The 26,959-nt window shown below is 31.4% G+C and carries 21 protein-coding genes; 12 read left to right on the top strand and 9 right to left on the bottom strand.

Annotated elements, in window-relative coordinates; translation table 11 throughout:
- Positions 1-10 precede the first annotated feature (10 nt).
- From N4T77_RS08905 to N4T77_RS08890, 4 genes are read right to left on the bottom strand one after another with little or no spacing between them, the layout of a single operon-like run.
- Positions 11-1,096, bottom strand: a complete 1,086-nt coding sequence (locus N4T77_RS08905) for a spore germination protein (RefSeq protein WP_261671417.1) — start codon at positions 1,094-1,096, stop codon at positions 11-13.
- On the bottom strand, positions 1,096-2,205 hold the full coding sequence (locus tag N4T77_RS08900) for a Ger(x)C family spore germination protein (RefSeq protein WP_261671416.1): 1,110 nt from the start codon (positions 2,203-2,205) through the stop codon (positions 1,096-1,098). Before N4T77_RS08900 ends, N4T77_RS08905 begins: the two co-directional genes overlap by 1 nt.
- On the bottom strand, positions 2,192-3,286 hold the full coding sequence (locus N4T77_RS08895) for a spore germination protein (protein ID WP_261671415.1): 1,095 nt from the start codon (positions 3,284-3,286) through the stop codon (positions 2,192-2,194). Before N4T77_RS08895 ends, N4T77_RS08900 begins: the two co-directional genes overlap by 14 nt.
- Positions 3,287-3,290: 4 nt before the next feature.
- Positions 3,291-4,778: a spore germination protein gene (locus tag N4T77_RS08890; protein WP_261671414.1), complete on the bottom strand. Its 1,488-nt coding sequence runs from the start codon at positions 4,776-4,778 to the stop codon at positions 3,291-3,293.
- A 259-nt stretch (positions 4,779-5,037) separates the two neighbouring features.
- Between N4T77_RS08890 and N4T77_RS08885 the strand changes: the two genes are divergently transcribed.
- Positions 5,038-5,700, top strand: a complete 663-nt coding sequence (locus N4T77_RS08885; RefSeq protein WP_261671413.1) for a hypothetical protein — start codon at positions 5,038-5,040, stop codon at positions 5,698-5,700.
- A gap of 171 nt (positions 5,701-5,871) precedes the next feature.
- Here the strand turns inward: N4T77_RS08885 and N4T77_RS08880 are convergent, their stop codons facing one another.
- Positions 5,872-6,060: a L,D-transpeptidase family protein gene (locus N4T77_RS08880; protein ID WP_261671489.1), complete on the bottom strand. Its 189-nt coding sequence runs from the start codon at positions 6,058-6,060 to the stop codon at positions 5,872-5,874.
- A 59-nt stretch (positions 6,061-6,119) separates the two neighbouring features.
- Complete coding sequence (locus tag N4T77_RS08875; RefSeq protein ID WP_261671412.1) at positions 6,120-7,724, bottom strand: PAS domain-containing sensor histidine kinase; 1,605 nt, start codon at positions 7,722-7,724, stop codon at positions 6,120-6,122.
- A gap of 413 nt (positions 7,725-8,137) precedes the next feature.
- Here N4T77_RS08875 and N4T77_RS08870 point away from each other — a divergent pair, with 413 nt between their 5' ends.
- The 5 genes from N4T77_RS08870 to cbiM all read left to right on the top strand — a co-directional run bounded on the left by N4T77_RS08870 (position 8,138) and on the right by cbiM (position 13,436).
- Positions 8,138-9,598: an aminoacyl-histidine dipeptidase gene (locus N4T77_RS08870; RefSeq protein WP_261671411.1), complete on the top strand. Its 1,461-nt coding sequence runs from the start codon at positions 8,138-8,140 to the stop codon at positions 9,596-9,598.
- 232 nt (positions 9,599-9,830) lie between these two features.
- Positions 9,831-10,100 carry a hypothetical protein gene (locus tag N4T77_RS08865; RefSeq protein ID WP_261671410.1) on the top strand — a complete coding sequence of 90 codons (270 nt, stop codon included), beginning with the start codon at positions 9,831-9,833 and terminating at the stop codon, positions 10,098-10,100.
- Between the two features lie 224 nt (positions 10,101-10,324).
- Positions 10,325-11,323 carry a lipoate--protein ligase gene (locus N4T77_RS08860; protein ID WP_261671409.1) on the top strand — a complete coding sequence of 333 codons (999 nt, stop codon included), beginning with the start codon at positions 10,325-10,327 and terminating at the stop codon, positions 11,321-11,323.
- Between the two features lie 39 nt (positions 11,324-11,362).
- Positions 11,363-12,241: a lipoyl synthase gene (gene lipA, locus N4T77_RS08855; protein WP_261671408.1), complete on the top strand. Its 879-nt coding sequence runs from the start codon at positions 11,363-11,365 to the stop codon at positions 12,239-12,241.
- Between the two features lie 199 nt (positions 12,242-12,440).
- The gene (cbiM, locus tag N4T77_RS08850) at positions 12,441-13,436 is read left to right on the top strand and encodes a cobalt transporter CbiM (protein ID WP_261671407.1); all 996 of its coding nucleotides are present in this window, start codon (positions 12,441-12,443) and stop codon (positions 13,434-13,436) included.
- A gap of 95 nt (positions 13,437-13,531) precedes the next feature.
- Here the strand turns inward: cbiM and N4T77_RS08845 are convergent, their stop codons facing one another.
- Entirely contained in the window at positions 13,532-15,244 is a 1,713-nt protein-coding gene (locus N4T77_RS08845; protein WP_261671406.1) for a methyl-accepting chemotaxis protein, read from the bottom strand.
- 149 nt (positions 15,245-15,393) lie between these two features.
- Positions 15,394-15,564, bottom strand: coding sequence for a hypothetical protein (locus N4T77_RS08840; RefSeq protein ID WP_261671405.1), 171 nt, complete (start codon positions 15,562-15,564; stop codon positions 15,394-15,396).
- A gap of 329 nt (positions 15,565-15,893) precedes the next feature.
- Here N4T77_RS08840 and N4T77_RS08835 point away from each other — a divergent pair, with 329 nt between their 5' ends.
- The 6 genes from N4T77_RS08835 to pepT all read left to right on the top strand — a co-directional run bounded on the left by N4T77_RS08835 (position 15,894) and on the right by pepT (position 25,759).
- A complete protein-coding gene (locus N4T77_RS08835; RefSeq protein ID WP_261671404.1) occupies positions 15,894-16,958 on the top strand; it encodes an HD-GYP domain-containing protein in 1,065 nt (354 codons plus the stop codon).
- A gap of 231 nt (positions 16,959-17,189) precedes the next feature.
- Positions 17,190-17,549 (top strand): response regulator, encoded by a 360-nt coding sequence (locus N4T77_RS08830; protein ID WP_261671403.1) that lies wholly within the window; start codon positions 17,190-17,192, stop codon positions 17,547-17,549.
- Between the two features lie 262 nt (positions 17,550-17,811).
- Positions 17,812-18,870 carry a sensor domain-containing diguanylate cyclase gene (locus tag N4T77_RS08825; protein ID WP_261671402.1) on the top strand — a complete coding sequence of 353 codons (1,059 nt, stop codon included), beginning with the start codon at positions 17,812-17,814 and terminating at the stop codon, positions 18,868-18,870.
- A 29-nt stretch (positions 18,871-18,899) separates the two neighbouring features.
- Complete coding sequence (gene addA / locus N4T77_RS08820) at positions 18,900-22,676, top strand: helicase-exonuclease AddAB subunit AddA (RefSeq protein WP_261671401.1); 3,777 nt, start codon at positions 18,900-18,902, stop codon at positions 22,674-22,676.
- A gap of 120 nt (positions 22,677-22,796) precedes the next feature.
- Positions 22,797-24,338, top strand: coding sequence for a methyl-accepting chemotaxis protein (locus tag N4T77_RS08815; protein ID WP_261671400.1), 1,542 nt, complete (start codon positions 22,797-22,799; stop codon positions 24,336-24,338).
- Between the two features lie 188 nt (positions 24,339-24,526).
- Complete coding sequence (gene pepT, locus N4T77_RS08810; RefSeq protein WP_261671399.1) at positions 24,527-25,759, top strand: peptidase T; 1,233 nt, start codon at positions 24,527-24,529, stop codon at positions 25,757-25,759.
- Between the two features lie 192 nt (positions 25,760-25,951).
- Here pepT and N4T77_RS08805 read toward each other — a convergent pair whose 3' ends face one another.
- Positions 25,952-26,899, bottom strand: a complete 948-nt coding sequence (locus N4T77_RS08805; RefSeq protein WP_261671398.1) for a patatin-like phospholipase family protein — start codon at positions 26,897-26,899, stop codon at positions 25,952-25,954.
- Between the last annotated feature and the right edge of the window lie 60 nt (positions 26,900-26,959).

The following is a 26,959-nucleotide window of genomic DNA, read 5'->3' as shown; positions in this document are numbered from 1 at the left end:
TTTTTTTTTTTCAACATTTACCATTCCTTTTTAGATAAACTAATAATGATATAAGAGATATATACAGTGCATTAAAAATTGTATATTTAAATATAAGTAGGTCAATAAATTTTGAGCGTACAGTCTCATTTGTTAACATTAAACTTAAAAAGACTGTAACTGGATATAGTAAAAGGGTTATTTTTTTTTCGCTGAGTTTTTGAAATAAGTTATTTAATACAAAGACAGCTCCATAATAATAATTAGCAGATAGTCTTAATGCTACAATAGTCCATATAAATATAAATATAAATCTAAAGTTGTTAATAACGGGAAAAACGAAACTTTCTGTTACCAAAGTAAAGGACCATATACCTTTAGGTATGGCATCAACGCTTAAATAATATATGCTTATAAAGGTTACGTAAGTGTAAATTAAAGTAGTGATGCCTACGAACCTAAGGATAGATTTTTTTAATTTTTTACTATCATTTATAAAAGGATAAATCAAAAATATGGCTTCAATACCTGAATAGGAAAACATCGATTGTTTTGTACTCTTTAAAATATCTACTATGCTTGCTTGAAAAAAAGGAAAGAGGTTTTGTAAACTTCCTTTTCTTAAAGCTGCCAGAGAAGTTAAAATTATAAGAAGCATAAAATAAGAACCAATTTCACTGACTTTACCTACTACTTTTAGGCCTTTATAGGTGGTATAGGCAATTGCTAAGAGAGAGATAGCTAAAACCTTACTGGAAGTTAAAAATGGTACAGCATAGACTCTTACGATATTATTAAAACCGGCAATAGTTACAACTGTATGAAAAATAAAGAAGGTCAAAAATATAATATTTAGAACAGTTCCAATGAATTTTCCACAAAGTTTCTTACTTAAGGTCAGCACTGTATCCTTTGGATATTTGCTGCTGACGTAAATTGCTAAAATTCCTATATATAAGGGATATCCAGCCCCTAATAAGGCTGCTATCCATGCATCCTGATAAGAGTCTTTAACAAGAGAATTTGGGAGTCCTAAAATACCTATGCCCATTGTAAAGCCAGTTAACATAAATGTTACTTGGTTAGGAGTTAAGAGATTATGCTTTTCAACGCTCATTAATAATCTCCCCTTCCTTGAGTATCTACCTTAACATAAACATTTACTTTTATATTAGAGTTTGGTACTACTTTATCCCAGTCTACACCGGTATCTTTACCATATTTTGCAGTAGCAACTATACCTAGGTCTAAGCAGTCTAGCTTATATTGATTTTTCATTTTATTTATAAACTCATTACAGTTAGCCTTTATATTATCAGCCATATCTTTTTCAAAGGCAGCAACTGCCTTTGGATTCTTTATTATATCTTTATAAAGTTCGTTGGAGATTATATCGCCCTTAAGGTTCAGGGTAATAGTAAAATTATATACATCGTTAACTTTAGAGCAGGAAACCTTTCTTCTTACCTTTGCATAGTAATCTATGAATTTACCAGAGTCCTCCTCCAGAGTAAGAATACCTGTGCTATTGCTAGTACTTAAAATGTTTAATAGTCTGCTATCCTTCATATCTAATTTAAATACCATTTTATCATGTTTAAATAAACATTCCCCAGTAATTTTAGGGACCTTTTCACTTAGTTCAACACATGGAATTTTAACACTTCTTCCCTCAGTACCTAGGGAGATAAATAAATCCAGTATTTTTAAGTCTTTTGGGAAAAAATTATATTGATTAGCGTTTTTTAGCATTCCCTCTATATAGTCACCGGAAGTAGGGTAACCTTCTATCTTATAATCTAATAGGTCTGAAATGTTATCCTTGCAAATTGCCACTAATGCAGTATCATTGACAAAGGGAATTTTAAAAAGTGCATCTATAATAGTTGATATCCCATATTTAGCGTAGGCTTCACTTATTAAATCTACTTTTTCCAATCCAACTAAGAACTTTTTATCTAGTTTCAGCTGCCTCTCTTCCCTTGATTTAATTAAACTAGAGGCAGTTCCGCTATAGGTTTTATTAAAAACCTTATTACGTTCACCAAAAATATATGTTTGTAAATATATCTTGTAGATTATATCCTTGTTAGTGTTTTTTTCTAAGTCATAGCCTATAACAGAGGGGATAGCAATATTTTCTATAGGAGCGGTATTGACTCCAGTAGTACAATATATAAATAGTATTATAATAAAGACTATAGTTATTATCTTACGTTTTTTCATAGGCTTTATCCTTCTTAATAAATATTAGTAATGCAATTAAAGATGAATACAATAAAACGTATATAGTTATTATTGGTAAGAAGTAACTTGTTATGTATTTTTTCTTTTCTTCACTACCGTACATAATAGATAAAAAGACAATTAAAGGATAACAGATATATATAAGATCCTTTGATTTAAATTTTTTTATGGAGTCGCTTAAAATAGTAACAAAGGCATAGTAACTAGCTGCTGTTGATTTTAACGTAACAAGAATCCATAAAAAAAGTAGAATATACCTAAAGTTACTTATGAAGGTAATATTTAAATTTTCAGTTACGTATATTGAGGACCATCTAGTTTTAAGAATAACATTATGACTAAGATAATATATTGTCATAAATGTTATCCAGGTGTAGGAAATGCAAGTGAGCATTACAGCCTTCAGTGAAGACTTTTTTAACTGAGTTCTATCACTTATAAAGGGATATATTAAAAATATAATTTCTATACACCCATAAGAGTATGCTGAGTTTATGCCTCCTTTTAATATGTTCATCCACCCAGAACCTGTCACCGGTAGTATGTTTAATATGCTGCCAGTTCTTATACTGGCCAGAGGTACAAGTATTACTGAAGCAGAAAAGTAAAAAATACATTCACATAGTCTTCCAATAACCGTTAATCCTTTATAGGCTGTATAGGCTGAAACTAGTATAAATAGACTTATAAATTTTAAAGGGGTTAAAAAGCTTAATATATAAGTTCTAAGGAAGTTACTTATTCCGGAGCAAGCAGAAGTTAGATAGAGAACAAAAAGCAAAGAAAACAATATATTTAATACGCTGCCAAGCATCTTTCCAAGATATCTTTTACTTAGAACCAATATATTATCATTAGGGAATTTGCTGCTTAGGTAGAAAGCAATAAACAAGATATATAGGGGATAAATAGCACCAAACAAGACAGAGATCCAACCATCCTGTTTTGCAATCTTAGCCACCTCATTAGGCAAGCTGATTATGCCTTCGTTAATCATAATTCCAAGCAATAAATAAGTTACCTGGTTTGGCGATAATAAGTTTCTTCTGTTAGTATTCATGATTTTATTCATCTTTCTGCCAGTTGTCTCTAAAATCTGATTGTCTTACTGAATCTTTATTAGGTATAGATTTTGGCCTTTTATTAAATTGCCAAAGAGGTGATCTAATAAATACATCCTTCATATCTTGTTTCTTAAATTCAAGGTAGGGTACTCCAAAACTATCTAGAGAGCATAAATGTACTGTAATTACAAAGTACCCTAAGCCTATACCAAATATACCTAGAAAGTTCGCTAAAAGAAGCATAGGAAACCTTAACAGTCTTATGGCGATGGACATATCATATTTAGGAATTAAAAAGGTAGATATTACTGAAATACCTATAATAAATAGAGTAGTAGGGCTTACAATTCTAGAACGAACAGCAGTATCACCTATTATGATACCTCCAACCACACTTAAAGTTTGACCTATTTTACTTGGAAGTCTTAAACCACCTTCCCTTAAGAATTCAACTATTAGTTCCATAGATAATATCTCCATAAAAGGAGTTAGGGCAATGCCTATTCTTGATTGTATTATAGGTGTTATAAATTTTATAGGTATAAGTTCAGTATTAAATTTCATTAAAGTTAGATATATAGAAGGTAAAGTTATTACTATAAAAACTGCTAGAAGTCTAATAATTCTTACAAAAGAAGAGGCTAAGGTTCTCTGATAATAGTCTTCTACTGCTTGAAAAAATTCTATTAATGTTGCGGGACCTGTAAGTACAGTAGGACTTCCTTCTACTGCCATAATAACTCTGCCTTCGGATAGTTGAGCAACAGCTACATCAGGGCGTTCTGTTACTAAAGTCTGTGGGAAAGGGGAGTAAGTATAGTCTTCTATATATTGTTGTAGTGTTCCTACATCTGTTACCTTATCTACATTTATAGAACAAATCCTTTCCCTTATTTTGTTGACAACGGTGTCATCTGCAAGATCCTGAACATATATTATTGCTGCGTCATTTTGTGTAAGCTGTCCTAAAATAAATTTTTCAATAACTAAGTTTTTATCCTTAAGTTTGCGTCCTATTAAACTTATATTTGTATCAAGATTTTCAACAAAGCTTTCTCTAGATCCTCTTACAGAGGTTTCAGTTTCAGGTTCAGTTATAGCTCTGCTTTCTCCTCCACTGGTATCTAATACTATCCCTTCAAAAATACCATTTATCAAAATAACGCTATTGCCCTTCTTAACAGAAGTTATTATTTCATTAGTATCAGTTTTAATATTAGTGCTGCTCATAAAAATATACCTTTTACAAAGATATTCTGCTAGGTTTTCCTTACAATTTAAGTTTTCATGAATATAAAGCATTAGTGGGGACAAAATGTCTCTATCTATAGTGTTTTTCTCCACAAGCCCACTTATGTAAATAATAGCTGCATCTAGAGGTTGATCACTGCCTATAAAGAAGCTTTTTACAACTATTGAGCTCTTCATCCCAAGTTCACTTGTGATAAAATCTATATTTTGTTTTAAATCTGAAGTATACAACGCCATTATTCACATCCTTTGCTTTAGGGAGTTTATATATTTATAAAATTTATATTTGATACTTAGTATTATCTAACATAAATAAGGTTTATATACGATTACTGTAAATATAAAATATCATTGAAAACTTAGATATTTGCTGAGTATAAAAGAGTACAAAAAACAAATGCTATTGTTAATAATTTGTTCATAAAGTTGACATTATTCTGTAACTAACACTGGACAGAATAAAATCGTAGTAAATTTTATAGAGGAGGGTTAGCCCGTGTTAAATTTTAAGAAAATTATATTGCCAGCTTTACTAGCAGCATCAATACTTGCACCAAGTGTAGCTTATGCCAGTTCAGTCCAGAGTACTGAACCGGCAGCTATATCTAAAACTGAAAAATTCAAAGAACATCATAAGAATCACAAAAATTTCACTAAGGAATTAGAGGATGTAGAAAAGTATGTTCCAGGAGCTAAGGAACAGGTGAGGCAAATACTGACTGAAAGAAGAGAGCTTCATAGAGAATTAAAAGATTTGCAGCTGAAGAAACTTGGGGTAGATACTTCCTTTATGAATGAGTATAGAAAAGTTGTTCAAGATACTCATGATAAGGTGAAGAGTGGACAGATGACAAAAGAAGATGCTAAAAAGCACTTAGAGGAAGAAAAGAAAAAATTTGAAACAAATCACGGCAGTGAACTTGCAAAATTAAAGCAAGCTAAAGAAGACTATGCTGCAGCTCATAGAGATGAAATTTCAGCTAGAAAAGATGCTATGAAGTCAGATATGAAGAAAGTAGAGGAGGTAGAGAAGGCTTTAAAAGATGCAGTTAAAGCAGATGAAAGCGATAAGGTTAAGGATGCCTACAATAATTATTTAAAGGTATTAAAGGAATCAAATAAATTGTTAAAGGATAATGTAAGTAAACTCAGAAATTAAGTATGGGTGAACTGGTCATATCATTATTCAGTGAAATACTTTGAGAATTATGAACATCTTTTATAGTAGTAAGTGAAGGTCTTAATAATTAACAAAACTCAGGAAGCTCTTAAGTTGTACATAGACAAGACAATAAGAGGTTCTTGAGTTTTATTTTTATAACTATTTTTTTTATTGTATCCAGATTGCCGTTCCAGAAGGAATGTTGTCATAGATGTATTTTGCATTTTCTAGGGAAAGTCTTATACAACCGTGAGATATATTATAGCCAAGCCTACCGTCTACTAGTTTATCACTTTTATTATATAACACACTATGAAACAAATAGTTTCCGCTTATTTGAGTGTAATACTTGCATATTAAACCATTATCCGTAACAAAAGAGCTTCCTCTAGTACCTATAGTAAAATGTCCTCTGACTATAAGCAGGAAAATTCAATATTAGCAGCTTGTGTTAGCCTATTATTCATTAAATCATAATTTGATTCATCCTGATTTTCTGATGGAATTGCGGAGCTAGGAAAGGTTATTGTAAAAGTAGATCCTTCCCCAACTTTACTTTCAACAGTAATGTCACCATCTAGCTTGTTAACTAATAGTTTAACAAGGCATAGTCCTATACCTGTTCCTTCAGAGCCTCTTGTCATACTATTATTAACTTGTCCAAAACGATCAAAGATTAATGATAGCTTTTCCTTTGGAATGCCTACTCCAGTATCGCTAACTTTTATGTAGATATGGTCTTCTTTATGAAATATACTTACGCTAATTGATTTACCATTAGGTGTAAATTTAATAGCATTAGATAAAAGATTTAATAATATACGTTCGTATTTTTCATCATCAATTGCCGTTATTATAGAGGAACTTGCTGCTGAAAATTTAATTTTTATATTTTTTTCAGATGCATATAAGGATATAGATTCTATAATAGATTTGCTCAAATATATTATGTCTAAGTTTCTTTTATAAATATTTAAATATCCGGATTCAGCCTTTGTTATATCTAATAGATTGTTAACCAGTCTTAACTGTTGAAGAGAACTTTGACGTATCTTCTCAATATATTTTCCAGCTGTTTCTGAAAGTTCGCTGCCACATATTAACTCTAATGCTTGTATGGCAGATAAAGAGATTGTTAATGGTGTCTTAAATTCATGGGAGATAAAGGAAAAAAAATCCTTTTGAAAACTTAATACTTTTTCAACAGCCTGTTTTTGGTTAACTTCAGCAGTTATATCAATAGCTATTATAAGTACTTCTGAAATATTTCTTTCAAAATCTAGGATGGGATGAAAGATTAGATTAAAGTATAAGAACTTATCATGAAGGAAAACCTTGAAGTTTTTCCTATAAACTACATTTTTGTTTTTTTTCATTGACTCTATGCATTCAAGATTTTCATCATCTTTAAAGTATGGAAATACCTCCAATATACTTTGCCTTGAATTAATTCTTTCAAAAAGTTCTGCATCATCTGATTTTATACTCATTATATACTCTTTAGTTTTTTCATTAAACTCGATAAAGTTTAGTCCAGGGTAGGATAGTCTAACTACAGGAATTGCTAGTGAATTTACTATATTATAAAGTATATCCCGATGATTTTTTATATCTTGAGCGTAATTGGATATCTTGGAAATATCGCGACTGCAGATTATGCCTATTAAAAAATCACCATTATCATCAAAGATAGGTGTACCGCTAATACCAAGATAGGTTATTTTTTCATCCTTTTTCATATACAAGGTTCTCTGAGTTATTTTTTCACCTAGTAGTACACGAGAAGCAGTCATATCTTCAAAGGGAATTTCATTTCCTTCAATATCATATAGAGTGCAGGATTTTCGTAAGTCGTCAATGCTCTTTAAAGGTCCAAAATAGTCTCTTGCAGCCTTATTTAAACCTAAGTAATTGCCATATTTATCAATAATCAAAATAGCATCAGATATATTTTCTATAATATATTCTAATTCTTTATTTTGTTTTTTTAGGGGTAGCGAAAGGTAGTCTGAGCTGATCATAATAATCCTCCAATAAGAATAAAAAATTAAAAAAATAAAATGTATAAACATCGGAGTTTTTACAAATTTTAATAATTATATTAGCATAATATTATCATATAATTCTAGTAATTTCCATAAGATTCTTGTAGTTAATGCTAAATTATCATATTTTTGTATGATAAAATAGAGTTTGTAGATACTACTAAATAAATACATAGCAACTAAAGTAGAATAATGATTGAGTAATTGATTATTGAGTTTATAAATTATTATTACACTTTCGGTATAATTATGTAATCTTTAATAAATCTTAAAAACTACAAGTCTTGATTTTTATTTCAGTTTGTGGTGAAATATAAACAGGCAAATGTGCTACAATTTGGTTTTACTGTACATGTAAACGAATTAACTAAATAGAAAGGATGATATACATGACAAATAATGTATTAAACAATCTAAATCCTACAGAGGTATTTAAATATTTTGAGGAGCTTTCTCAAATTCCAAGAGGATCAGGAAATGAAAAGGAAGTAAGTGATTATTTAGTAAACTTTGCTAAGGAACGTAATTTAGATGTTATCCAAGATGCTGCTTTAAATGTTATAATAAAAAAGAAGGCAACTGCAGGATATGAAAACAGACCAGCTGTTATTATACAAGGACATATGGATATGGTTTGTGAAAAAAATGTAGATACAGTACATGATTTTACAAAGGATCCAATAAAATTAAGAGTTGTAGAAGATATGGTTTATGCAACAGGAACTACTCTTGGAGCAGACAATGGAATTGCAGTTGCAATGGGACTTGCAATTTTAGATTCTAAAAATATTGAGCATCCAGCTTTAGAGCTACTTGTTACAAGTGCAGAAGAAACTGGAATGGACGGTGCAGCAGCATTAGATCCTAAAAATGTAGATGGAAGAATTCTTATCAACATAGATTCAGAAGAGGAAGGCACTCTTCTTGTAAGTTGTGCTGGAGGACTTACAACTAAGGTAACTGTTCCAGCAGTTTGGGAAGAAGCTGATAAAAACCTAGAGGCTTGTGTAATTAGAATTAGAGGCCTAAAGGGCGGTCACTCTGGTATGGAAATTAATAAAGGAAGAGGAAACTCAAATAAATTAATGGGACGTATCCTTAGAGACTTAACTGATAACTTAGAGTTAAGAATTAGTGAAGTTAACGGTGGTTCAAAACACAATGCAATTCCACGTGAAGCTGATGCAGTTATATTAGTTAAACCAGAAGAAAAATCAATGGTCCAAACAAAGGTTGCTCAGTGGGAAAGCACATTAAAGGATGAGCTTAGAACACCAGACCCAGATTTAAGAGTAGAGTTTGAAGCTTTAGCTACTGCACCTGCAAAAGTATTATCAAAAACTAGTGCAGAAAGCCTAGTTAACTACTTATACTTAGTTCCAGACGGAATTAACTCAATGAGCATGGATATAGAAGGTCTAGTAGAAAGCTCTATAAACCTTGGAGTAATAACAACTTCACAAGATGGAATAGAATTCATAAGTGCTATGAGAAGTTCTGTAAAAAGCTTAAAAATGGAGCTATTTACAAGAGTATCAACTATAGCAAAACTTGTTGGTGCAAAAGTTGCTGCAGAATCTGACTACCCAGAGTGGGCATACAATCCAGATTCAAAGATTAGAAATGTATTTATAGAAGTTTATGAAAAGATGAATGGAAAGAAACCACATATAACAGCTATTCACGCAGGACTTGAGTGTGGATTGTTAGGAGAAAAGTTTAGTGGTTTAGATATGATCTCCTTTGGACCAAATCTATATGATGTTCATACTCCAGATGAACACATGAGTATATCATCAGTTCAAAGAATGTGGGATTACTTATTAGAAGTTTTAAAGAATGTAAAATAGAATATTTATTCTAAAAGAAGTAAAAATAGGATCAAAGATATTGGTTAAGTATATATTATATTTTAGCTAATAATCTTTGGTCCTATTTTTGCATATGCTCTAATCATGCCAAAGTGGAAAACCAGTTAGAAATATATATGTTTAGGTTTTACTCAATAATTAAGAATTGCAAGCTACTTCCTTGAGAATAATAAGTAATATAAAGTTAACTATTTTAAGGAGGCATTATAAGATGAGAACTATAGAGAATGTTTTAGAAGTTATAAAAGAAATAGATTGTAAAGATGACGAGTTATACAACAAAATAAGATCAGCCTATGAGGGATACGAATATGATGGAAAAACAGAGGTAGTTATCGAAAGAAAGGAAAAGTACGATGAATCAGATCTTAAAGCCTATAGTGCCCACATAGATGCAAAAGATGCACCGGAAATTATAGCTGTTATTAGAGAAGGTGCTGATGGATATGTAGCTACAGTGATGAATGCTTATATTCACTAAAACAGTAAGATGCTCAGTATAGATTAAATTCCTATACTGGGCATTTTAGCACAGCTGAAAAAACTACAGCTTCTTATAACAGATATGTATTGGGGATATTTGTAAAACAGAAAAAGGTTCTAAAAAGTTCTTAAATACACTTAATTTGAAAAGTTCGGAATAATAGTATATTATGTATATATAAGGAATTGTTAAAGTTTTATTTATTAACTAGGGGGAACAAAATGATTTTTATTAAGAATGACAATACAAATCCAGCAATTAACCATGCTGTTGAAGAATATGTGCTAGATAAATTTGATGATGATTGCTTTATGCTTTGGAGAAACGAACCTAGTATCTTAGTTGGTAAAAATCAAAATACTTTGTCAGAAATAAACCTTGATTATGTTAGAGAAAAAAATATACCAGTAATTAGAAGAATGTCTGGTGGAGGGACTATTTTTTGTGATTTCGGAATTATACAATTCACTTTTATTTCTTGTAATAGAGCAAATAAGTTTGCAGACTTTGGAAAGTTTACCTCTCCTGTAATTAATGCCTTAAAAAAACTTGAAATTGAAGCAGAGTTATCTGGAAGAAACGATTTAACTATAGAGGGAAGAAAGTTTTCAGGAAATGCTCAGTATAGTAATAAAAATAAGACATTACACCATGGAAGTATATTATTTTCACCGAATATGAATAACTTAGTACAAGCATTAAAAGTAAAACCAATAAAATTTGAGGGGAAGGCAGTTAAGTCTGTTGCCAGTAGAGTTACAAATATAAGTGAACATCTTAAGACGGCTATGACTGTAATAGAATTTAAGAATTTTTTGCTTGATTCTGTTATGAGTGAATATGAGAACTCAAATTTATATGAATTTAGTGATGAAGAATGGGAAAAAATTAGAAAAATATCTAGTGAAAAGTATGAAACTTGGGAATGGAACTATGGACATTCCCCTAAGTTTAATTACTTTAATGAAAAGAAGTTTTTAGGAGGAATTGTACAAGCTAATACATATGTATATAAGGGAATTATAAAAGATATTAAGCTTTTTGGTGACTTTTTTAGTGAAGGGGAAGTAAAAGAGTTAGAGGAATGCTTAACTGGTATAAAGTATGTAAAAGAGGATATCTACAAAGTTTTAGATAATATAGATATTGAAAGATACATGAGTAATATAAGTAAAGAAAATTTACTATCTTTAATTATGGGATCAGATGTAGTTTTATAAGTTACATAATGATTTTATCAAACAGAGGGGGAGAGATTAATGGCACAAAGGAAACCAGAGTGGTTGAGGGTAAAAATTAGAGGGGGAGAAAATACAGGAACAGTCCAAGAGATACTAAGAAAGCATTCTTTAAATACAGTTTGCAGGGAGGCAAACTGTCCAAATAGAGCTGAATGTTTTAGTAAGAGAACAGCTACTTTTATGATACTGGGAAGAAATTGTACTCGAAATTGTACATTTTGTAACGTAACAAAGGAAAAACCAGAAGTTATAGATAAAAATGAGCCTTTTAATGTTGCTCAAGCGGTAGATAAGTTAAATCTAAAGCATACAGTAATAACTTCTGTTACTAGAGACGACATTGAAGACGGTGGAGCAGGACATTTTGCAGAGGTTGTGGAACAAATAAAGAAGCTAGGTAAGGCTATAACCATTGAAGTGTTGATACCTGATTTTAAAGGTGATGAAGCAGCATTAAAGAAAGTAGTTAGCTCAAAACCAGACATTATAAACCATAATATAGAAACAGCTGCTTCCTTATATAGTAATGTAAGGCCCATGGCGGTTTATCAACGCTCACTTGATCTTTTAAATAATGTGAAAAAAATGGACAATTCTATTTTAACTAAGTCTGGCTTTATGGTTGGGCTTGGTGAAACAGAGGAAGACGTAATAAATATACTTAAAGATTTAAGAAAGGTGAATTGTGATATTGTAACTATAGGACAATATTTAGCACCTTCATCAAAGCATCATCCTGTGATAGAATATATCCATCCAGATATATTTAAAAAATATGAAGAAATAGCTTTAGACATGGGATTTGAGTTTGTTTTTTCAGCTCCCTTAGTTAGAAGTTCCTATAATGCAGAAAGAGTCTTTACTAAAAAACATAATAAAGATTTGAATATAATCTAATATTATAAATTAAGTTTCATAATGAAACTAAAAAAGCAATTTTCTCAAAATGGTACTATTTTTGTATCCTTTTGAGAATTTTTTTATGTTAAAGCCTTATATAGCTTATAATATTATATGGCATGAGAGTTGCTTATATAAATATGTAGAAAGTTATTATTTTACATAAATGATATATAAGTTTAGGGGGTTTTTACAAATGCATATTCCAGATAACTATTTAAGTCCATCTACCTGTGCTGCTGTAGGAGTGGTAATGTTACCAGTGTGGAGCAGGGCTGTTAAAAAAGTAAAAGAAGAAGTAAGTAGAAAAAAGATGCCTATACTAGGGGTTTGTGCAGCTTTCTCGTTTTTAATAATGATGTTTAATGTACCAGTTCCAGGAGGTACAACAGCTCATGCTACCGGTGCAGTTTTAATTGCCATACTTTTGGGGCCTTACGCAGCAACTATTTCTGTAACCATAGCACTACTAATTCAGGCACTATTCTTTGGTGATGGAGGAATACTAGCTTTTGCTGCAAATTGTTTTAATATAGCCTTTGCAATGCCGTTTACAGGGTATTTTGTTTATAAATTGGTAAAGAAAAAAATGAAAAGCAATAATGGAGAATATATAGCAGCGTTTCTAGGTGGATATGCAGGAATACTTGTGGCAGCTTTTTTTACAGCTCTAATGTTTGGAATACAGCCTATTCTCTTTAAGGATTCAACAGGTGCACCAATATATTGTCCTTATGGTTTAAACGTAGCTATACCAGCTATGATATTGCCACATTTACTTATAGGTCTGTTGGAAGGTGCTATTACCGCTGGAGTGTACGGTTATCTTAAGAAGATGTCCCCAGGGGTTATATATGAAGACAGAAGTACAAATAATAAGTCTTTATATGGATTATTAATAGGAATGATAGTATTATGTCCTCTAGGACTTTTAGCAACGGGAACCGCTTGGGGAGAGTGGGGGGCTGATGAAATAAAAGAGGTTATAGGATATGCTCCTAAAGGAATTGAAAATGGATTTAGCTTTAATTCAATAATGCCTGACTACAGTGTAAATGGTAGTAATGAAGTAATTGGATATATTATTTCTGCTATTGCAGGGGTTGCTATTATCCTGATATTGTTCAAGATAATGGGTTCCGCTAGAAAGCGTAAAGTCTCTGCTAATAGTGACGCTAAAGATGTTTCATAGTTAAAAGAAAAACTTTTGACATTCAGCTTAGGCTGGGTATCAAAAGTTTTTTTAATTATATGGACCTAATTTTATTAAGAATTATTGTATATAAATTACAATTTGAATTTACTAACTAGTGAGTTAAGAGTCTCTATGGTTTTGGACTGATTCTCAGCCATTAAGACAACCTGTTGAATATGGTTTAAGGTCTCACCTATATTTACAGCTATTTCAGAGGAACTTGCAGAGTTTTCTTCAGCAGTGGCAGATACAGTTTGAATTGTATAGTTAACAGTATTTATTGTTGAAGATATTTCATCTACATTGGATGCTAAGTCTTGAGTAAGTTCATTCAATAATTCAGCGTCCTTTTCATATTGAATTCCTATATCTACAAAGGCATCATAGTCTTTACTTACAGTATTTTCAATATAGTTTAAAATATCTGAGGCATGTAAAGCTAGGCTATTAAAGGAGTTTTCAACTTGCAATACTACTTGCTGAATGGTGGCTGCTGATTCGCTAGATTGCTCAGCTAACTTACGTACTTCATCAGCTACAACAGAAAAGCCTCTTCCCTGTTCACCAGCACGAGCAGCCTCAATTGCTGCATTTAATGCTAAAAGGTTAGTTTGACCTGCAATATTTGAAATAGCATCTGCCATGTTTTTTATTTCCGAAACCACCTTCCCCTCTTCTATAGACTTTAATATATTCTTTTCTTTTTCTCTATAAAGGTTGCCGGATAGCTTAGAGCGTTCAGAAGCTTTACTACGGATATGAATAGCCCTTTCTTTTATTTCTTTTGAATGATTGCTTCCTATGTCAGCTTTTTTAGCAAGTTCTCTTGTAGTAGCTTCAATTTCTTCAGTGAAAGCACTTATTTCTTCAGTAGAAGCACTGGTTTCTTCAGAGGCCTTAGCAATTTCTTTAGTAGAATTGTCTATAATACTCATTCTATTAGAAATTTCCCCCACCGAGGTTATAAACCTTGTACTAGACATGTTAACATCCTTGGAGGCATTAACCACCTGTTCTATAACATTTCTAGAATTTCTAATAGCAACATTTAAAGCTTTAATAAGAACACCTATTTCATCATGAACTTTAACGGAGGCTTGGCCGGTAAGATCTCCAGCTTCAAGTTGTTTGGCCAGTTCCATCCCTCTATTTAACTCATTAGATATAGAGTTAGATAAACTTATTCCTATAATAATTGATATTAGGAAGGCTAATATAGTTATCCCTATCATAACATTTGATGAACCTCTAGATGTACTTAGATTTTTATCATTAGTACTACTAGCAATACTTTTATTTATCTCTATTAATTCTTTAATATCTTTCTCTACTTTGCTTTGTGCCTCATTCATCGTTGGCATATATGCAAGTAATTGATCATAATTATTTTCTTCTGCTAACTTAAGAGATTTATTACGTAAGTTTCTGTAAGTAAGTAAGCCTTGGGTGAATTCGTCCATTTTAGTCTTTTCATGAGAAGATACATCAGTGAATTGATACTTTGTTAACAAATGATCATCTTCTTCTGATAACTTATTTATAATATCTATTCTTTCCTTTACTTTAGAGCTATCTTTCTCATATGCAATTAGTAAGAAGTTACTACGAATGGTTAATAGGTTTTTCTCAATAGTAGATAAATAATCAATAACTACTAGATTATTTCTATACATATCTTGTCCGTTAAGGGCTAAGCTTTTCATACTATTTATTGCAATAGTTCCTGAAAGGGCAATTAATAGTGACACTATCATAAATGCAGCAATTAATTTTGTCTTTATCTTTAGGTTTAAAAAAAATCTCATATCTTTACTCCTCTCTTATAAAATGTTTTAAAATATAAAATATTACAAAATTTATTATATTATATCATATGTGGATAATTATTCATATAATAACTAGAAAGGCTGTCTTATAATACACATTTATGCATTATAAGGCAGCCTTGGCTTGGTTATAAATCTTCAAGTGTAACTTTTAAGTTTTCAGAAAAAAGAACTTTTTTTGAATCTATAATTACCTTTCTATTATCCATCGCTTTAAATCTAAAGGATACTAGAATATCTATATCATCCTTATGTAGTTCAGAAAATCCTAAAGGAAGACCTTCATCATTTAATCCCATTCTAACTGAAGGGAGGTACTGAGTTTTTGTACCATGACCACTTCAACAGGCATTTCCTCCTATTAAAGTCATGTCCAATATTATAGTGCTGCATTTTTTCTTTCTTAAATAATTTTGTGCTTTTTCTGTAATTATAATATCCAAAATAAACACCTCCTATAGTAGATTATAAAGCAAAAATAAAAATAATAAAACAAGCTTATTAAGTATAAAGATAATACTATAAAAGTAATTGAATCTGCAGAAAGCATAGATTAAAATATAAATATGCAGTCAATTCTGAAAAATACATAAATTCTTTAATTATATTTTAGAAATGGGGATATTATATGAGATTTGAGTTAGTTAGAAACTTAAAGGGTAATGAAATATTAGCCAAAACTTTATTTGATGGTTATGGTAGGGTTTTGCTTCCTTCAGGAACAAGGCTAAATATATCTTACATAAATAGAATAAAGCAGAGTGGTTTTTGTTACATTTATATAGAGGACAAGGATTTAGAAGATATAAAATATGATAGGAATATAGAAAATCTAAAGCAAACTACTCTTAAAAGGCTTCCAAATATGTTTCATAATATAATTGATGGAAATAGAACTAAAATAGAAGAATCTCTAAAGATTATAGAGGAATTGACTAGCTATATTGTAGAAGAAGGGGATATAAATACCAATTTATATGAAGTAATAAAATACGATAACTATACCTATGTGCATTCTATTGATACGGGAATAATGTCTATATTTTTAGCAAAGATGCTAAATCTAGAAATCTCCTCTATAAAGGAAATTGGAATTAGTTCTATATTGCATGATATAGGGAAAATAGTAGTTCCATCAGAAATCATAAATAAAAAGGGAAGGCTTACGAAAGAAGAGTTTGAAGAGGTAAAAAAACATCCTGTCTATGGTTATAGAATTCTAAAAAATGCAGGCATAAAAAACAGCAATATTCTAGCAGGTGTAATAGAGCATCATGAAAAAGTTGACGGAACAGGGTACCCCTTTGGAGTAAAGGGAGGGAATATAAATCAACATGCTAAAATAATTAGCTTGTGCGATGTTTTTACAGCAATAAGTGCTGATAGATGTTACAGGAGTAGATTTAAGCCTAATGAAGCTTATGAATATATATTATGCAATGTTAACACTATGTTTGATAGAGATATAGTTACTAAGTTTAAGGAGAATTTTTATATTTATCCTTTAGGTGTATGTGTAAGACTTTCTAATGGTGTGGAAGGATATGTAGTGAGACAAAATAAATCATTACCAGATAGACCGGTAGTAAGGGTAAGCTATAATTCAGCAACAGGAGAGAAAATACCATACCATGATATAAATTTACTAAGTGCAATAAATATAACTATAGACTCTATTGTTGGAGAGAGTTAGATGTGTATAAGTTAAATATTATGACAAAGAGAATGGATAGCTACTAAAAATAAAAATATTTTCTGGAATTATAAAGGAAATGTTATAGAAATAGGTTTAAAGTATCCTCCAAATGTGATATTATTCTTCTGTAAACGGTACGATGTTGGTAAAACTATTTATATTATTTTAAACTTATATAAGAATCATTAATATGAATAGTATAAAAGGGAAAATGGAGGAGGAGTAAAAATGGCTACAGTATTAGTTGTTGATGATGCAGCTTTTATGAGAATGATGCTTAAAAATATGCTTATTAAAAATGGCTTTGAAGTGGTTGCAGAGGCAGAAGATGGAGAAAAAGCAGTAGAGATGTACAAGCAATATAAGCCTGATTTAGTGACTATGGATATTACAATGCCAGATATGGATGGTATAGAAGCTGTTGAACAGATAAAGTTAGTGGATTCAAGTGCCAAAATTGTTATGTGTAGTGCTATGGGGCAGCAAGCTATGGTGTTAAATGCAATTAAGGCAGGGGCGAAGGATTTTATAATAAAACCCTTTGAAGAGGAGAGAGTTATTGCATCTTTAAAACAGATTTTAGGATAAATTTTTAATAAAGCAGCTTTTATTTAATAGTTTAATGAATTGGTATTAAATTGTTAAATAGAAGCTATTTTTATTTATTATAAAATTCTAGTTCTAGGAGTACTTTGTAGATAACTTTATGGAAAATATATAGTAAATATATAGTAAATTATGTTATGCTATATATAAGGTATTTCATTTACATTAAATTGATTTTATTGAAATAATATCTATATTCATAGGTGTGTTATTAATATATGACTTAAATATAGGGGAGAGGTATATGGTGTCATTACTGAGAGATTATAATCAGTTAAAAAATGAATATGAAAACTACCAGAAGCTTGCAGAAGAAACCATTCAAAAACAAAGCATGAAAATTACTGAATTAGATAAAAAGTTAGATATGTTATCTCTTATAGTAGAAATTAGTGAATATATAAATAAAAGCTTAGGTAATAGCGAAATAGCAGCTATGATAAATGATATAATGATAGGAATTTTAGGGGTTACTTATTCAAGCGTTTATTTAGTGGAAAATAGAAAGCTCAGGTTGAAGGCATCAAACTTGAGTAATACTAAGCACCATCAGATTGTAGAAGTATTTAATTGCAAAAATGTAGCTAATCTTAATACTAGTTTATTAAACTCTATTGCAAGTATCAGTACTGATAGTAATGAAAAGATTCACTCTTCTATTACAATGCCTATATATATGAAAGATGACATTTTGGGACTAATAATCGTAGAGCATAATATCTATAACTATTTAAGTCAAGATCATGTTAGACTCTTAACAGCACTTACTAATCAAATTGCCATATGCCTAGAAAATAACAGACTATACAATCAGATTAAACAAAACTCTCAGAAGGATTGCTTAACCGGGTTATTTAATAGAAAATATTTTTTTAATATAATACAGAAAAAGATTGCTAACAACGAAAAGGATTTTGCAATTGTTATGTTGGATATAGATAACTTTAAGAAGTGCAATGATACATACGGCCATCCTTATGGTGACGTAGTTATAAGAAGGATTAGTCAAATTGTAAAGTCAAATATTAGAAAAGAAGATATTGTTGCTAGGTATGGAGGAGAAGAATTAATAATTTATATGTATGACGTTAAGAATGTCATAGATGTTTATAATAGAATGGAGCAAGTAAGAGGGGCTATAGAGAGAACGGTGATCCAATATAAGGATGTAAAAGACGGAGTAACTGTTTCTATAGGTATTGCCCTTAAGGAAAAGGAAGAAGATTTAGAGCAAATAATAAGAAAAGCTGATAAAAATCTATACACAGCAAAGCATTTAGGAAAAAATAAGGTTGTTTATTAAAAAATTATAAGTAAAATCAGGTGATAAATATGGGTACAAAATGGACAATTGAACAAAAAGAAGCTATTTTTACAAAGAATTGCAATCTATTAGTAGCTGCTGGTGCCGGTGCTGGCAAGACAGCAGTGCTTGTAGAAAGAATAATACAGAGAATAACCGATGAAAAAGAAAATATTGATATAGATAATCTGCTAGTTGTGACCTTTACTAATGCTGCAGCTGCAGAAATGCGAGAAAGAATAGGAGATGCAATAGCTAAGGAGTTGGAAATAAGACCTGAGTCAAAAAAACTCCAGAGACAGCTTACTTTATTAAATCAAGCAAACATAATGACTATACATTCTTTCTGTCTTCAAGTTATAAAGAATAATTTTCATATCATAGACTTGGATCCTAGTTTCAGAGTTTCTGATAACACAGAAGCTATACTTTTAAAACAGGAGGCAATAGAGGAACTTTTTGAAGAAATGTATGATAACACTGACAATAAAGAATTCTTAAGGTTGGTAGATTCATACAGTGGAAAAAATGATGTAAAGATTCAAGGCATGGTACTAGAGTTATATGAATTTGCTAAAAGTACTCCTTGGCCAGAAAAATGGCTTATTGAAATGGCAGAAAGTTTTAATGTAAAAGAAAACTTTGATTTTGGAAGTTCAAAGTGGGCTAAGGTAATTATGGATTTTTTAAAGCTAGAATTAGAAGCACATAAAGACAGTATGGAAAAGGCAGTGAATATAGTAGAAAATGCGGAGGGAATAGACTATTATTTAGAGCCTTTTAAAATAGAGCTTAATAATATCTATTCCTTAATTAATTGCAGGTCTTGGGAGGAACTACAAGAGGGCTTTGCTTTGTTAAGTTTTCAAACAATTCCTGTTAAAAGAAACAAAGATGCAGACAAAGCAGCCAAAGAAAAGTCGAAAAAAATCAGAGATAAGGTTAAGAATAAGTTAATAGAGATAAAGGATAACATTTTCATTGATGCCTGTAATGTAGGAAAGAATTTAAAAGAACTATATCCTATGATGAAGTGCCTCTGCGAACTTGTAATTGCATTAGATGAAAAGTATAGTGTTAAAAAACGGGAAAGAGGAGTAGTAGACTTCAGTGACATAGAACACTTTTGTTTAAAAATACTTACAAGAGACCAAGGAGGAATTACAGAACCCTCTGATGCAGCATTAGAGTATAAACAGCACTTTGAAGAAATTCTTATAGATGAGTATCAGGATAGTAATGAAGTTCAAGAAGTAATTATGAATATGATAGCTAACAAAAATAATATCCCAAATATGTTTATGGTGGGAGATGTTAAACAGAGTATTTATAGATTTAGGCAAGCAAAACCTGAATTATTTTTGGAGAAGTACAGCAGTTATTCAGAAGAAGAAGGTACTAGGGAAAGAAAGATAAAATTATTTAAGAACTTTAGAAGCAGACCTGAAATAATAGATGGAGTTAATTTTTTATTTAAACAAATAATGTCTGAAGAGGTAGGGGAACTGGAGTACGATGAAGGTGAAGCATTAAAGTCTGGTGCACAATTCCCAGAACTAGCAGGTAGCTGCAGCAATGATTTTAGTCAAGAAGATGTTGACGGTATAAATCAAAGAGATTTTTGTGGTGGGGACATTGAGCTTCATATAATTGACAAGAAGAATAGTGAGGCATCTGAGGAGGAGAAAGAGGAGAACAGCGAAAATAGTGAAGATACAGATGAAGAAGAAGTAGATAATATTCAAATAGAAGCAAGATTTGCGGCAAAAAAGATAAATGAACTTATTAATTGCCAGGGGAATAGAGCATTTAAGGTTTATGATAAAAATATTCAAGGTTATAGACCGGTAAGTTATAAAGATATAGTTATACTTATGCGTGCCACATCTAACTGGGCCCCAACCTTTGTGGAGGAGCTTACAAAGGCAGGAATACCGGTGTTTGCAGACACCTCAAGTGGCTATTTTGATGCTGTGGAAATAAGAATCATGGTAGCACTGCTTCAAATAATAGATAATCCTATTCAAGATATTCCGCTAATTGCAGTTCTTCGTTCACCTATAGAATCCTTCTTACCAGAAGAACTAATAGATATTAGAATGGTAAATAGGGAAGTATCTTTTTATGAAGCGATGAAGAGTATAGCTGAGGAAGTAAGTGAAGAAGAAGATTGTATAAGTTCCGAATTAAAAAATAAGGTAACTAGTTTTCTAAATAAACTGGACAAATGGAGAAAAAAAGTTCTACATATGTCTATGGATGAGTTTATATGGTATCTTTACACAGAAACAGGATACTATGGATTTGTAGGTGCCATGCCAGGAGGTCCTCAAAGACAAGCGAATTTGAGAGTGCTTTTCGAAAGAGCAAAACAATACGAAAAAACTAGTTACAAGGGACTCTTTAACTTTATTAATTTTATCAATAAGCTTAAAAGCAGCAGTGGAGATATGGGCAGCGCAAAGATACTGGGAGAAAATGAAGATGTAGTTAGAATTATGAGTATACATAAAAGTAAGGGTCTGGAGTTTCCAGTGGTTATACTTGCAGGAGCAGGCAAGTATTTTAACCTAATGGACATAAATAAGAGTATATTGTTTCATGGAGAATTAGGACTTGGTCCAGATTATGTTAATGCAGATAGAAGAATTTCTTACCCAACAATAGTGAAACAGGTATTAAAAAGAAAAATAAAAATAGAAACCTTATCAGAGGAAATGAGAATTCTGTATGTAGCTTTTACAAGGGCTAAGGAAAAGTTAATTATAACTGGAATGGTAAGCAATATTTTAAATGTAGCAGAAAAATGGTATGAAGCTTCAGGATCTGGAGAGAGCAAAGTTTCAAGATATGCGACATCAAACGCTAGAAGTTACCTAGACTGGATAGGACCTTCTATTATAAAGCATTCTGATGGAAGCCTATTAAGAGATATGTTAGACATAGAGAATAAAGCAGGCTCCTTTTCTGATGATAACTCTAAGTGGAGCATTAAAATATGGCATAAAGAGGAATTTAAAATCAAAGTTGAAGAAGAGGATGAAGATGACGATATAGTAAAGGAGTTAGAGGTTGCTAGTTCAATCAATGATTTTAGTGGTCATAAAGGGGAGATTGATAGAAGGCTAGAATGGAATTACAGATTTAGTCATTCCAGCAGCATACCAGCTAAGTTTTCTGTTTCTGAATTAAAAAGAAAGTTTGATTTAGTAGATAAGGAAGAAAGCAGAGATATAGATACCTCTATAATACTGAAGAAACCTAGATTTATTCAAGAAAGCAAACAGCTATCTTCAGCAGAAAAAGGGTCGTTAATGCACCTAGTAATGCAGCATTTAGATATAAAAAGAGTTTCCACCTATGAAGAGATAGAGATGCAGGTAACGGAATTTGTAGATAAGGAGTTTTTGACAAAAGAGGAATCAAAGGTAATTGACATAAATAAAATACTTAGATTTTTTCAATCAGATTTAGGAAAAAGAATGAAATCTGCAAAACAAATACATAGAGAGACTCCTTTCTTTATGGAACTTCCTAGTACAGAAATTTATGAGGATTTGTCTAAGGAAATTTATAACGACGAGAAGATATTAATTCAAGGAGTAATAGATTGCTATTTTGAAGAAGATGATAAATTAGTACTATTAGACTATAAGACAGATTTTGTGGAAGACATAAATCTAATTAAGGAGAAATACTTTACTCAGGTTTATTACTATAGAAGAGCCTTAGAGAAGATGACAGGCAAAACTATTAAAAATGTATATTTATATCTATTCTTTAAAGATCAAGTAGTAGAAATGTAATTTCAGTACTTAAAAATAAGTTTGTATTTTAGGTATACCTGGGAAATTATCATAAAAAATTTCGCAGTCTAGGTATACCTTCAATTATACATTATTTATTTATACAGGGGGGGATGAAGTATGAAGATTACAGTAACTATACTTTTATCAGCATCTATAGGTGCATTGTTATCTTTTATAGTATGTACACTATATTATGGAAGAACATCTAGAAGGCTTCAGCAATTTAAAAAGGATTTGTCCTTAATTTCAAATGGACAGTTAGCTGTAAGAGTAAAAAGTCAGGGAGCTTTGAAAGAGGTAGCTGACAGTATAAATTCCATAGTAAAGAACAGTAAAAGAATTTTGTGTGAAATATATGAGGTTTCCCAGAAGAATAGAGAATTATCTTCAACTCTTCAGGAAAATACAAAGCAAACAGAAAAGGCTTCGTCGGAAATAGCTCAGTCAATGCTAGCTATTACAGAATCTACCTATAAACAATCTCAGGATGCAGAATCTACAGGAGAAAGCACAAGACAAATGGCTGAGAATGCAGAAAAAATAGCTAAGTATGCAGAGAGTACACAAGATGCTGCAGAAGAAATGATTAGGGTAATTAAAGACAATGAGCAGATATTTAGTAGTATAGTAGACAAAATGAAAAATATAGGGGAAAATAGTACAACATTGGTTTCTAATGTTCAATTACTTCATGATAGGGCTGAAAAAATAAATAGTATAGCTTATGTCGTAACAGATTTAAGTGAAAGGACAAATCTTTTAGCGTTAAATGCAGCTATTGAAGCTGCACGGGCAGGAGAACATGGTAGAGGCTTTACCGTGGTGGCAGAGGAAGTAAGGAAATTGGCAGAACAATCATCTATATCTGCAAAGGAAATTAGAAAGCTGATTGAAGATATAAATGGAAAAATAAATGAAATAACTAAGGAAGCTAGTACACAGGCTTTAGGCATAAAGGAAGATGTGGAATTTGCAGAGGAATCTAAGCTTTCTTTTGATAAAATAAGTAAGTCCACTAAATCTACCTATGAATCTGTGAATCAAATACACATACTAGCTGAGGAAACGACAGCTATGGCAAATAATGTTGATGAACTTGTAGAGAATGTAGTGCTAACAACACAGGAGTCACTATCTTTTGTGGAAGAAGTTTCAGCTGCTGTAGATGAACAGAATGTATCAGTGCAACAAATTAGTGAGTTGATAGTAAAAACAAATAAAACAGCGGATGATATAGATATAAAACTAAAGGAGTTTATTAATAAGGTAAGTTTAGGTGAAGAAGAGAATAGAATAATAAAAGAAGGCTTTGATAAACTAAAAAAAATATCCGATTTAATTATCTCAAGGTCTTTAGATATAGATAAAGGATCTGAATTATTAAAAAATCAAATGAATATTTATAATGAATTTGAATATATAGGTCTAATAGATAGTAAGGGAATAATGAAATCTGCCAGTCATCCTATATCAGAGGATAACAATGATTTTTCATTTAGGCCTTACTTTAAAGAAGCAATTCAAGGAAAAGAATATAATAGTGAACCGTATATTTCAAATGTTTCTTTTAATTATTGCATAGCTATAGCTGTTCCTTTTAAAGATGCAAAAGGGAAAATTAAAGGGGTAATTATGGCTGATGTGTGTATAGAAAATTAAAAAAGATGCCATATTATATTAAGTTAAAATATAATATGGCATATATTATGCATTTAATAATATTAAATATTAGGCTATTTGACAATTTTTTAGCACCTTATCACAGTAAATTGTCATTTTAGGATAATAGTGATATAATTTGTAAAGAAACTCAATTAGATATTATCAAATTATAGGGAGGGAATTAAATGTCAAAGGTTATTGAAAAGTTTTTAAAATATGTAAAGATTGATACTGTGTCAGATGAAGAGTCTAATACTGTTCCAAGTACTTCAAAGCAATTGGTATTAGCAGAGGAATTAGTAAAAGAGCTGAAAGAAATGGGAATGAAGGATGTATCTGTGGATGATAACGGATATGTCATGGCTACTCTTCCAGGAAATGTTGATAAAAATGTCCCTGTAATCGGTTTTATAGCGCACATGGATACAAGTCCAGAAATGTGTGGTACTAATGTAAATCCTAAAATCGTTGAAAACTATGACGGAGGAGATATAGTTTTAAACGAAAAAGAAAATATTGTTCTTCGTGTTGAAGAATCTCCAGAGTTAAAAGATTACGTAGGTAAAACTCTAATAACTACTGATGGAACAACATTACTTGGAGCAGACGACAAGGCTGGTATTGCTGAAATAATGTCTGCTATAGAATACTTAATAGCACATCCAGAAATTAAGCATGGTGATATTCGTGTTGGATTTACTCCAGATGAAGAGATTGGCCGTGGAGCAGATCACTTTGACGTAAAGAAATTTAATGCTGATTTAGCATATACTGTTGACGGCGGAGTAATCGGAGAATTAGAGTATGAAAACTTTAATGCTGGAAGTGCTAAAGTTATAATAAAGGGAAGAAACTTCCACCCAGGATATTCTAAAGATAAGATGATAAACTCAATACTTGTAGCAAATGAATTTATAAACATGCTTCCTGCAAATGAAACTCCAGCTACAACTGAAGGTTATGAAGGCTTCTATCACCTATTAGCTATAAATGGCGGTATCGAGAAAACTGAGCTTAATTATATAATCAGAGATTTTGATGCAGAAGGATTTGAAAATAGAAAAGCTTTCATAGAAGAAGCTGTTAAGAAAATAAATGAAAAGTATGGATTTGATTTTGTATCAGTTGAAATAAAAGAGCAATATAGAAACATGAAAGAAAAGGTTGAGCCTGTAAAATATATTGTAGATATAGCTTTCGAAGCTATGGAGTCAGTAGGAATAAAGCCATTAGTTAGACCTATAAGAGGTGGTACTGATGGAGCAAGACTTTCATTCATGGGACTTCCAACACCAAATTTATTTACTGGTGGACATAATTTCCACGGTAGATTTGAGTATATCCCAACTTTTGCTATGGAAAAAGCAGTTGAAGTTATTGTTAAGATAGCAGAAATATACTCAACAAGAGAAAAATAGAAGTATTATACGTAACAAAAGTTTAGAGCACTAAATACCGGTGTGTTTGATAGAGGTATACTGCTTGAAAGCCCTCATTTCGGGAATAAGCTTTCTACGCAGTACACCTCTGCATACATACACAGGCTGCCCAATCTAATTTTTAAGGCCCCTTTGTGTTGCAGCATACTTATATGTTGTAATGCTTTTATTTTAAGGAAGCAAAAGCTTTGAGTTAGTATTAGTATGCCTGTATTTTCCTAAGTATTCTTCGTAGTTCCAACTCTTGTGAAATTTGGCGGCACTCCTGTATCCGGATTTGAACAGTTTTAGGCTTTGACTTTTGGATAAATAAAAGTCTGTAGGGTTAACGCCAAGAGTAGGAATAAGTACAGTTCTAATTAGATTTTCCTCTTTCAACCACTCTCTATTCTTTTCAGCAGACATAGTACCTGCAATATCAAATAAAAAGGAGATAGGATCTTTCTTTCCTTGTTTAGTGTTACTTATCTCAGTGCTATCGAATTTAAAGCCAATTGTCGGCCAGCGAGGAGTTCCTTTAACATCAAATATGCTTATTGGAAAGTTGCAGCAAACAGCACCATCAACTATATAGCTTAAGCCATCTGCGTGTAAGAATTCAACAGGTTTAAAGTAAAAGGGAATGCTTATGCTCATTCTTACAGCTTTTGCTATTGAAAACTTCATAGGATCTATTCCGTAGTCTGGTAAGTTATCTGGAAGTATCAAAGTTTTTCGTTTAGTTATATCTGAAGCTACTATCTTAAGTCTGCATTCTCCATTAGTAGTAACATCCTTAAATTTTCTTATGCCTTTCTTTTTTAAAAGTTTATGAATCCATTCTTCAACATAGTCTCCAGAGTAAATTCCCTTTTCCACTAAAAAACCAAGGGCTTTTCCTAGTAAAGGAAGACGTTGAAGGCCATTTTTATCCAAAAAGTCTCTAAAATCCATTTCCGATAATATTTTGTTCATTTCCTTAGCGGTGTAACCTGCAGCTAGAAGGGCTGCGACTACAGCACCAACAGAGGTACCTGCAACTCTTTGCCAGTGATATCCTTGGGTTTCCATGTAATTTAAAGCACCAATAATTCCAATCCCTCTCATACCTCCGCCTTCAAAAACTGCATCAGCTTTCAAAATTAATCACCTTCTTTTATTTTACAGTATATATATATATTATTACTGGTTGTTAAGAAA

The sequence above is a fragment of the Clostridium sp. CX1 genome (assembly GCF_025398335.1).
Classification (GTDB): domain Bacteria; phylum Bacillota; class Clostridia; order Clostridiales; family Clostridiaceae; genus Clostridium_AM; species Clostridium_AM tanneri.
This window is presented reverse-complemented; position numbering and strand designations above follow the sequence as displayed.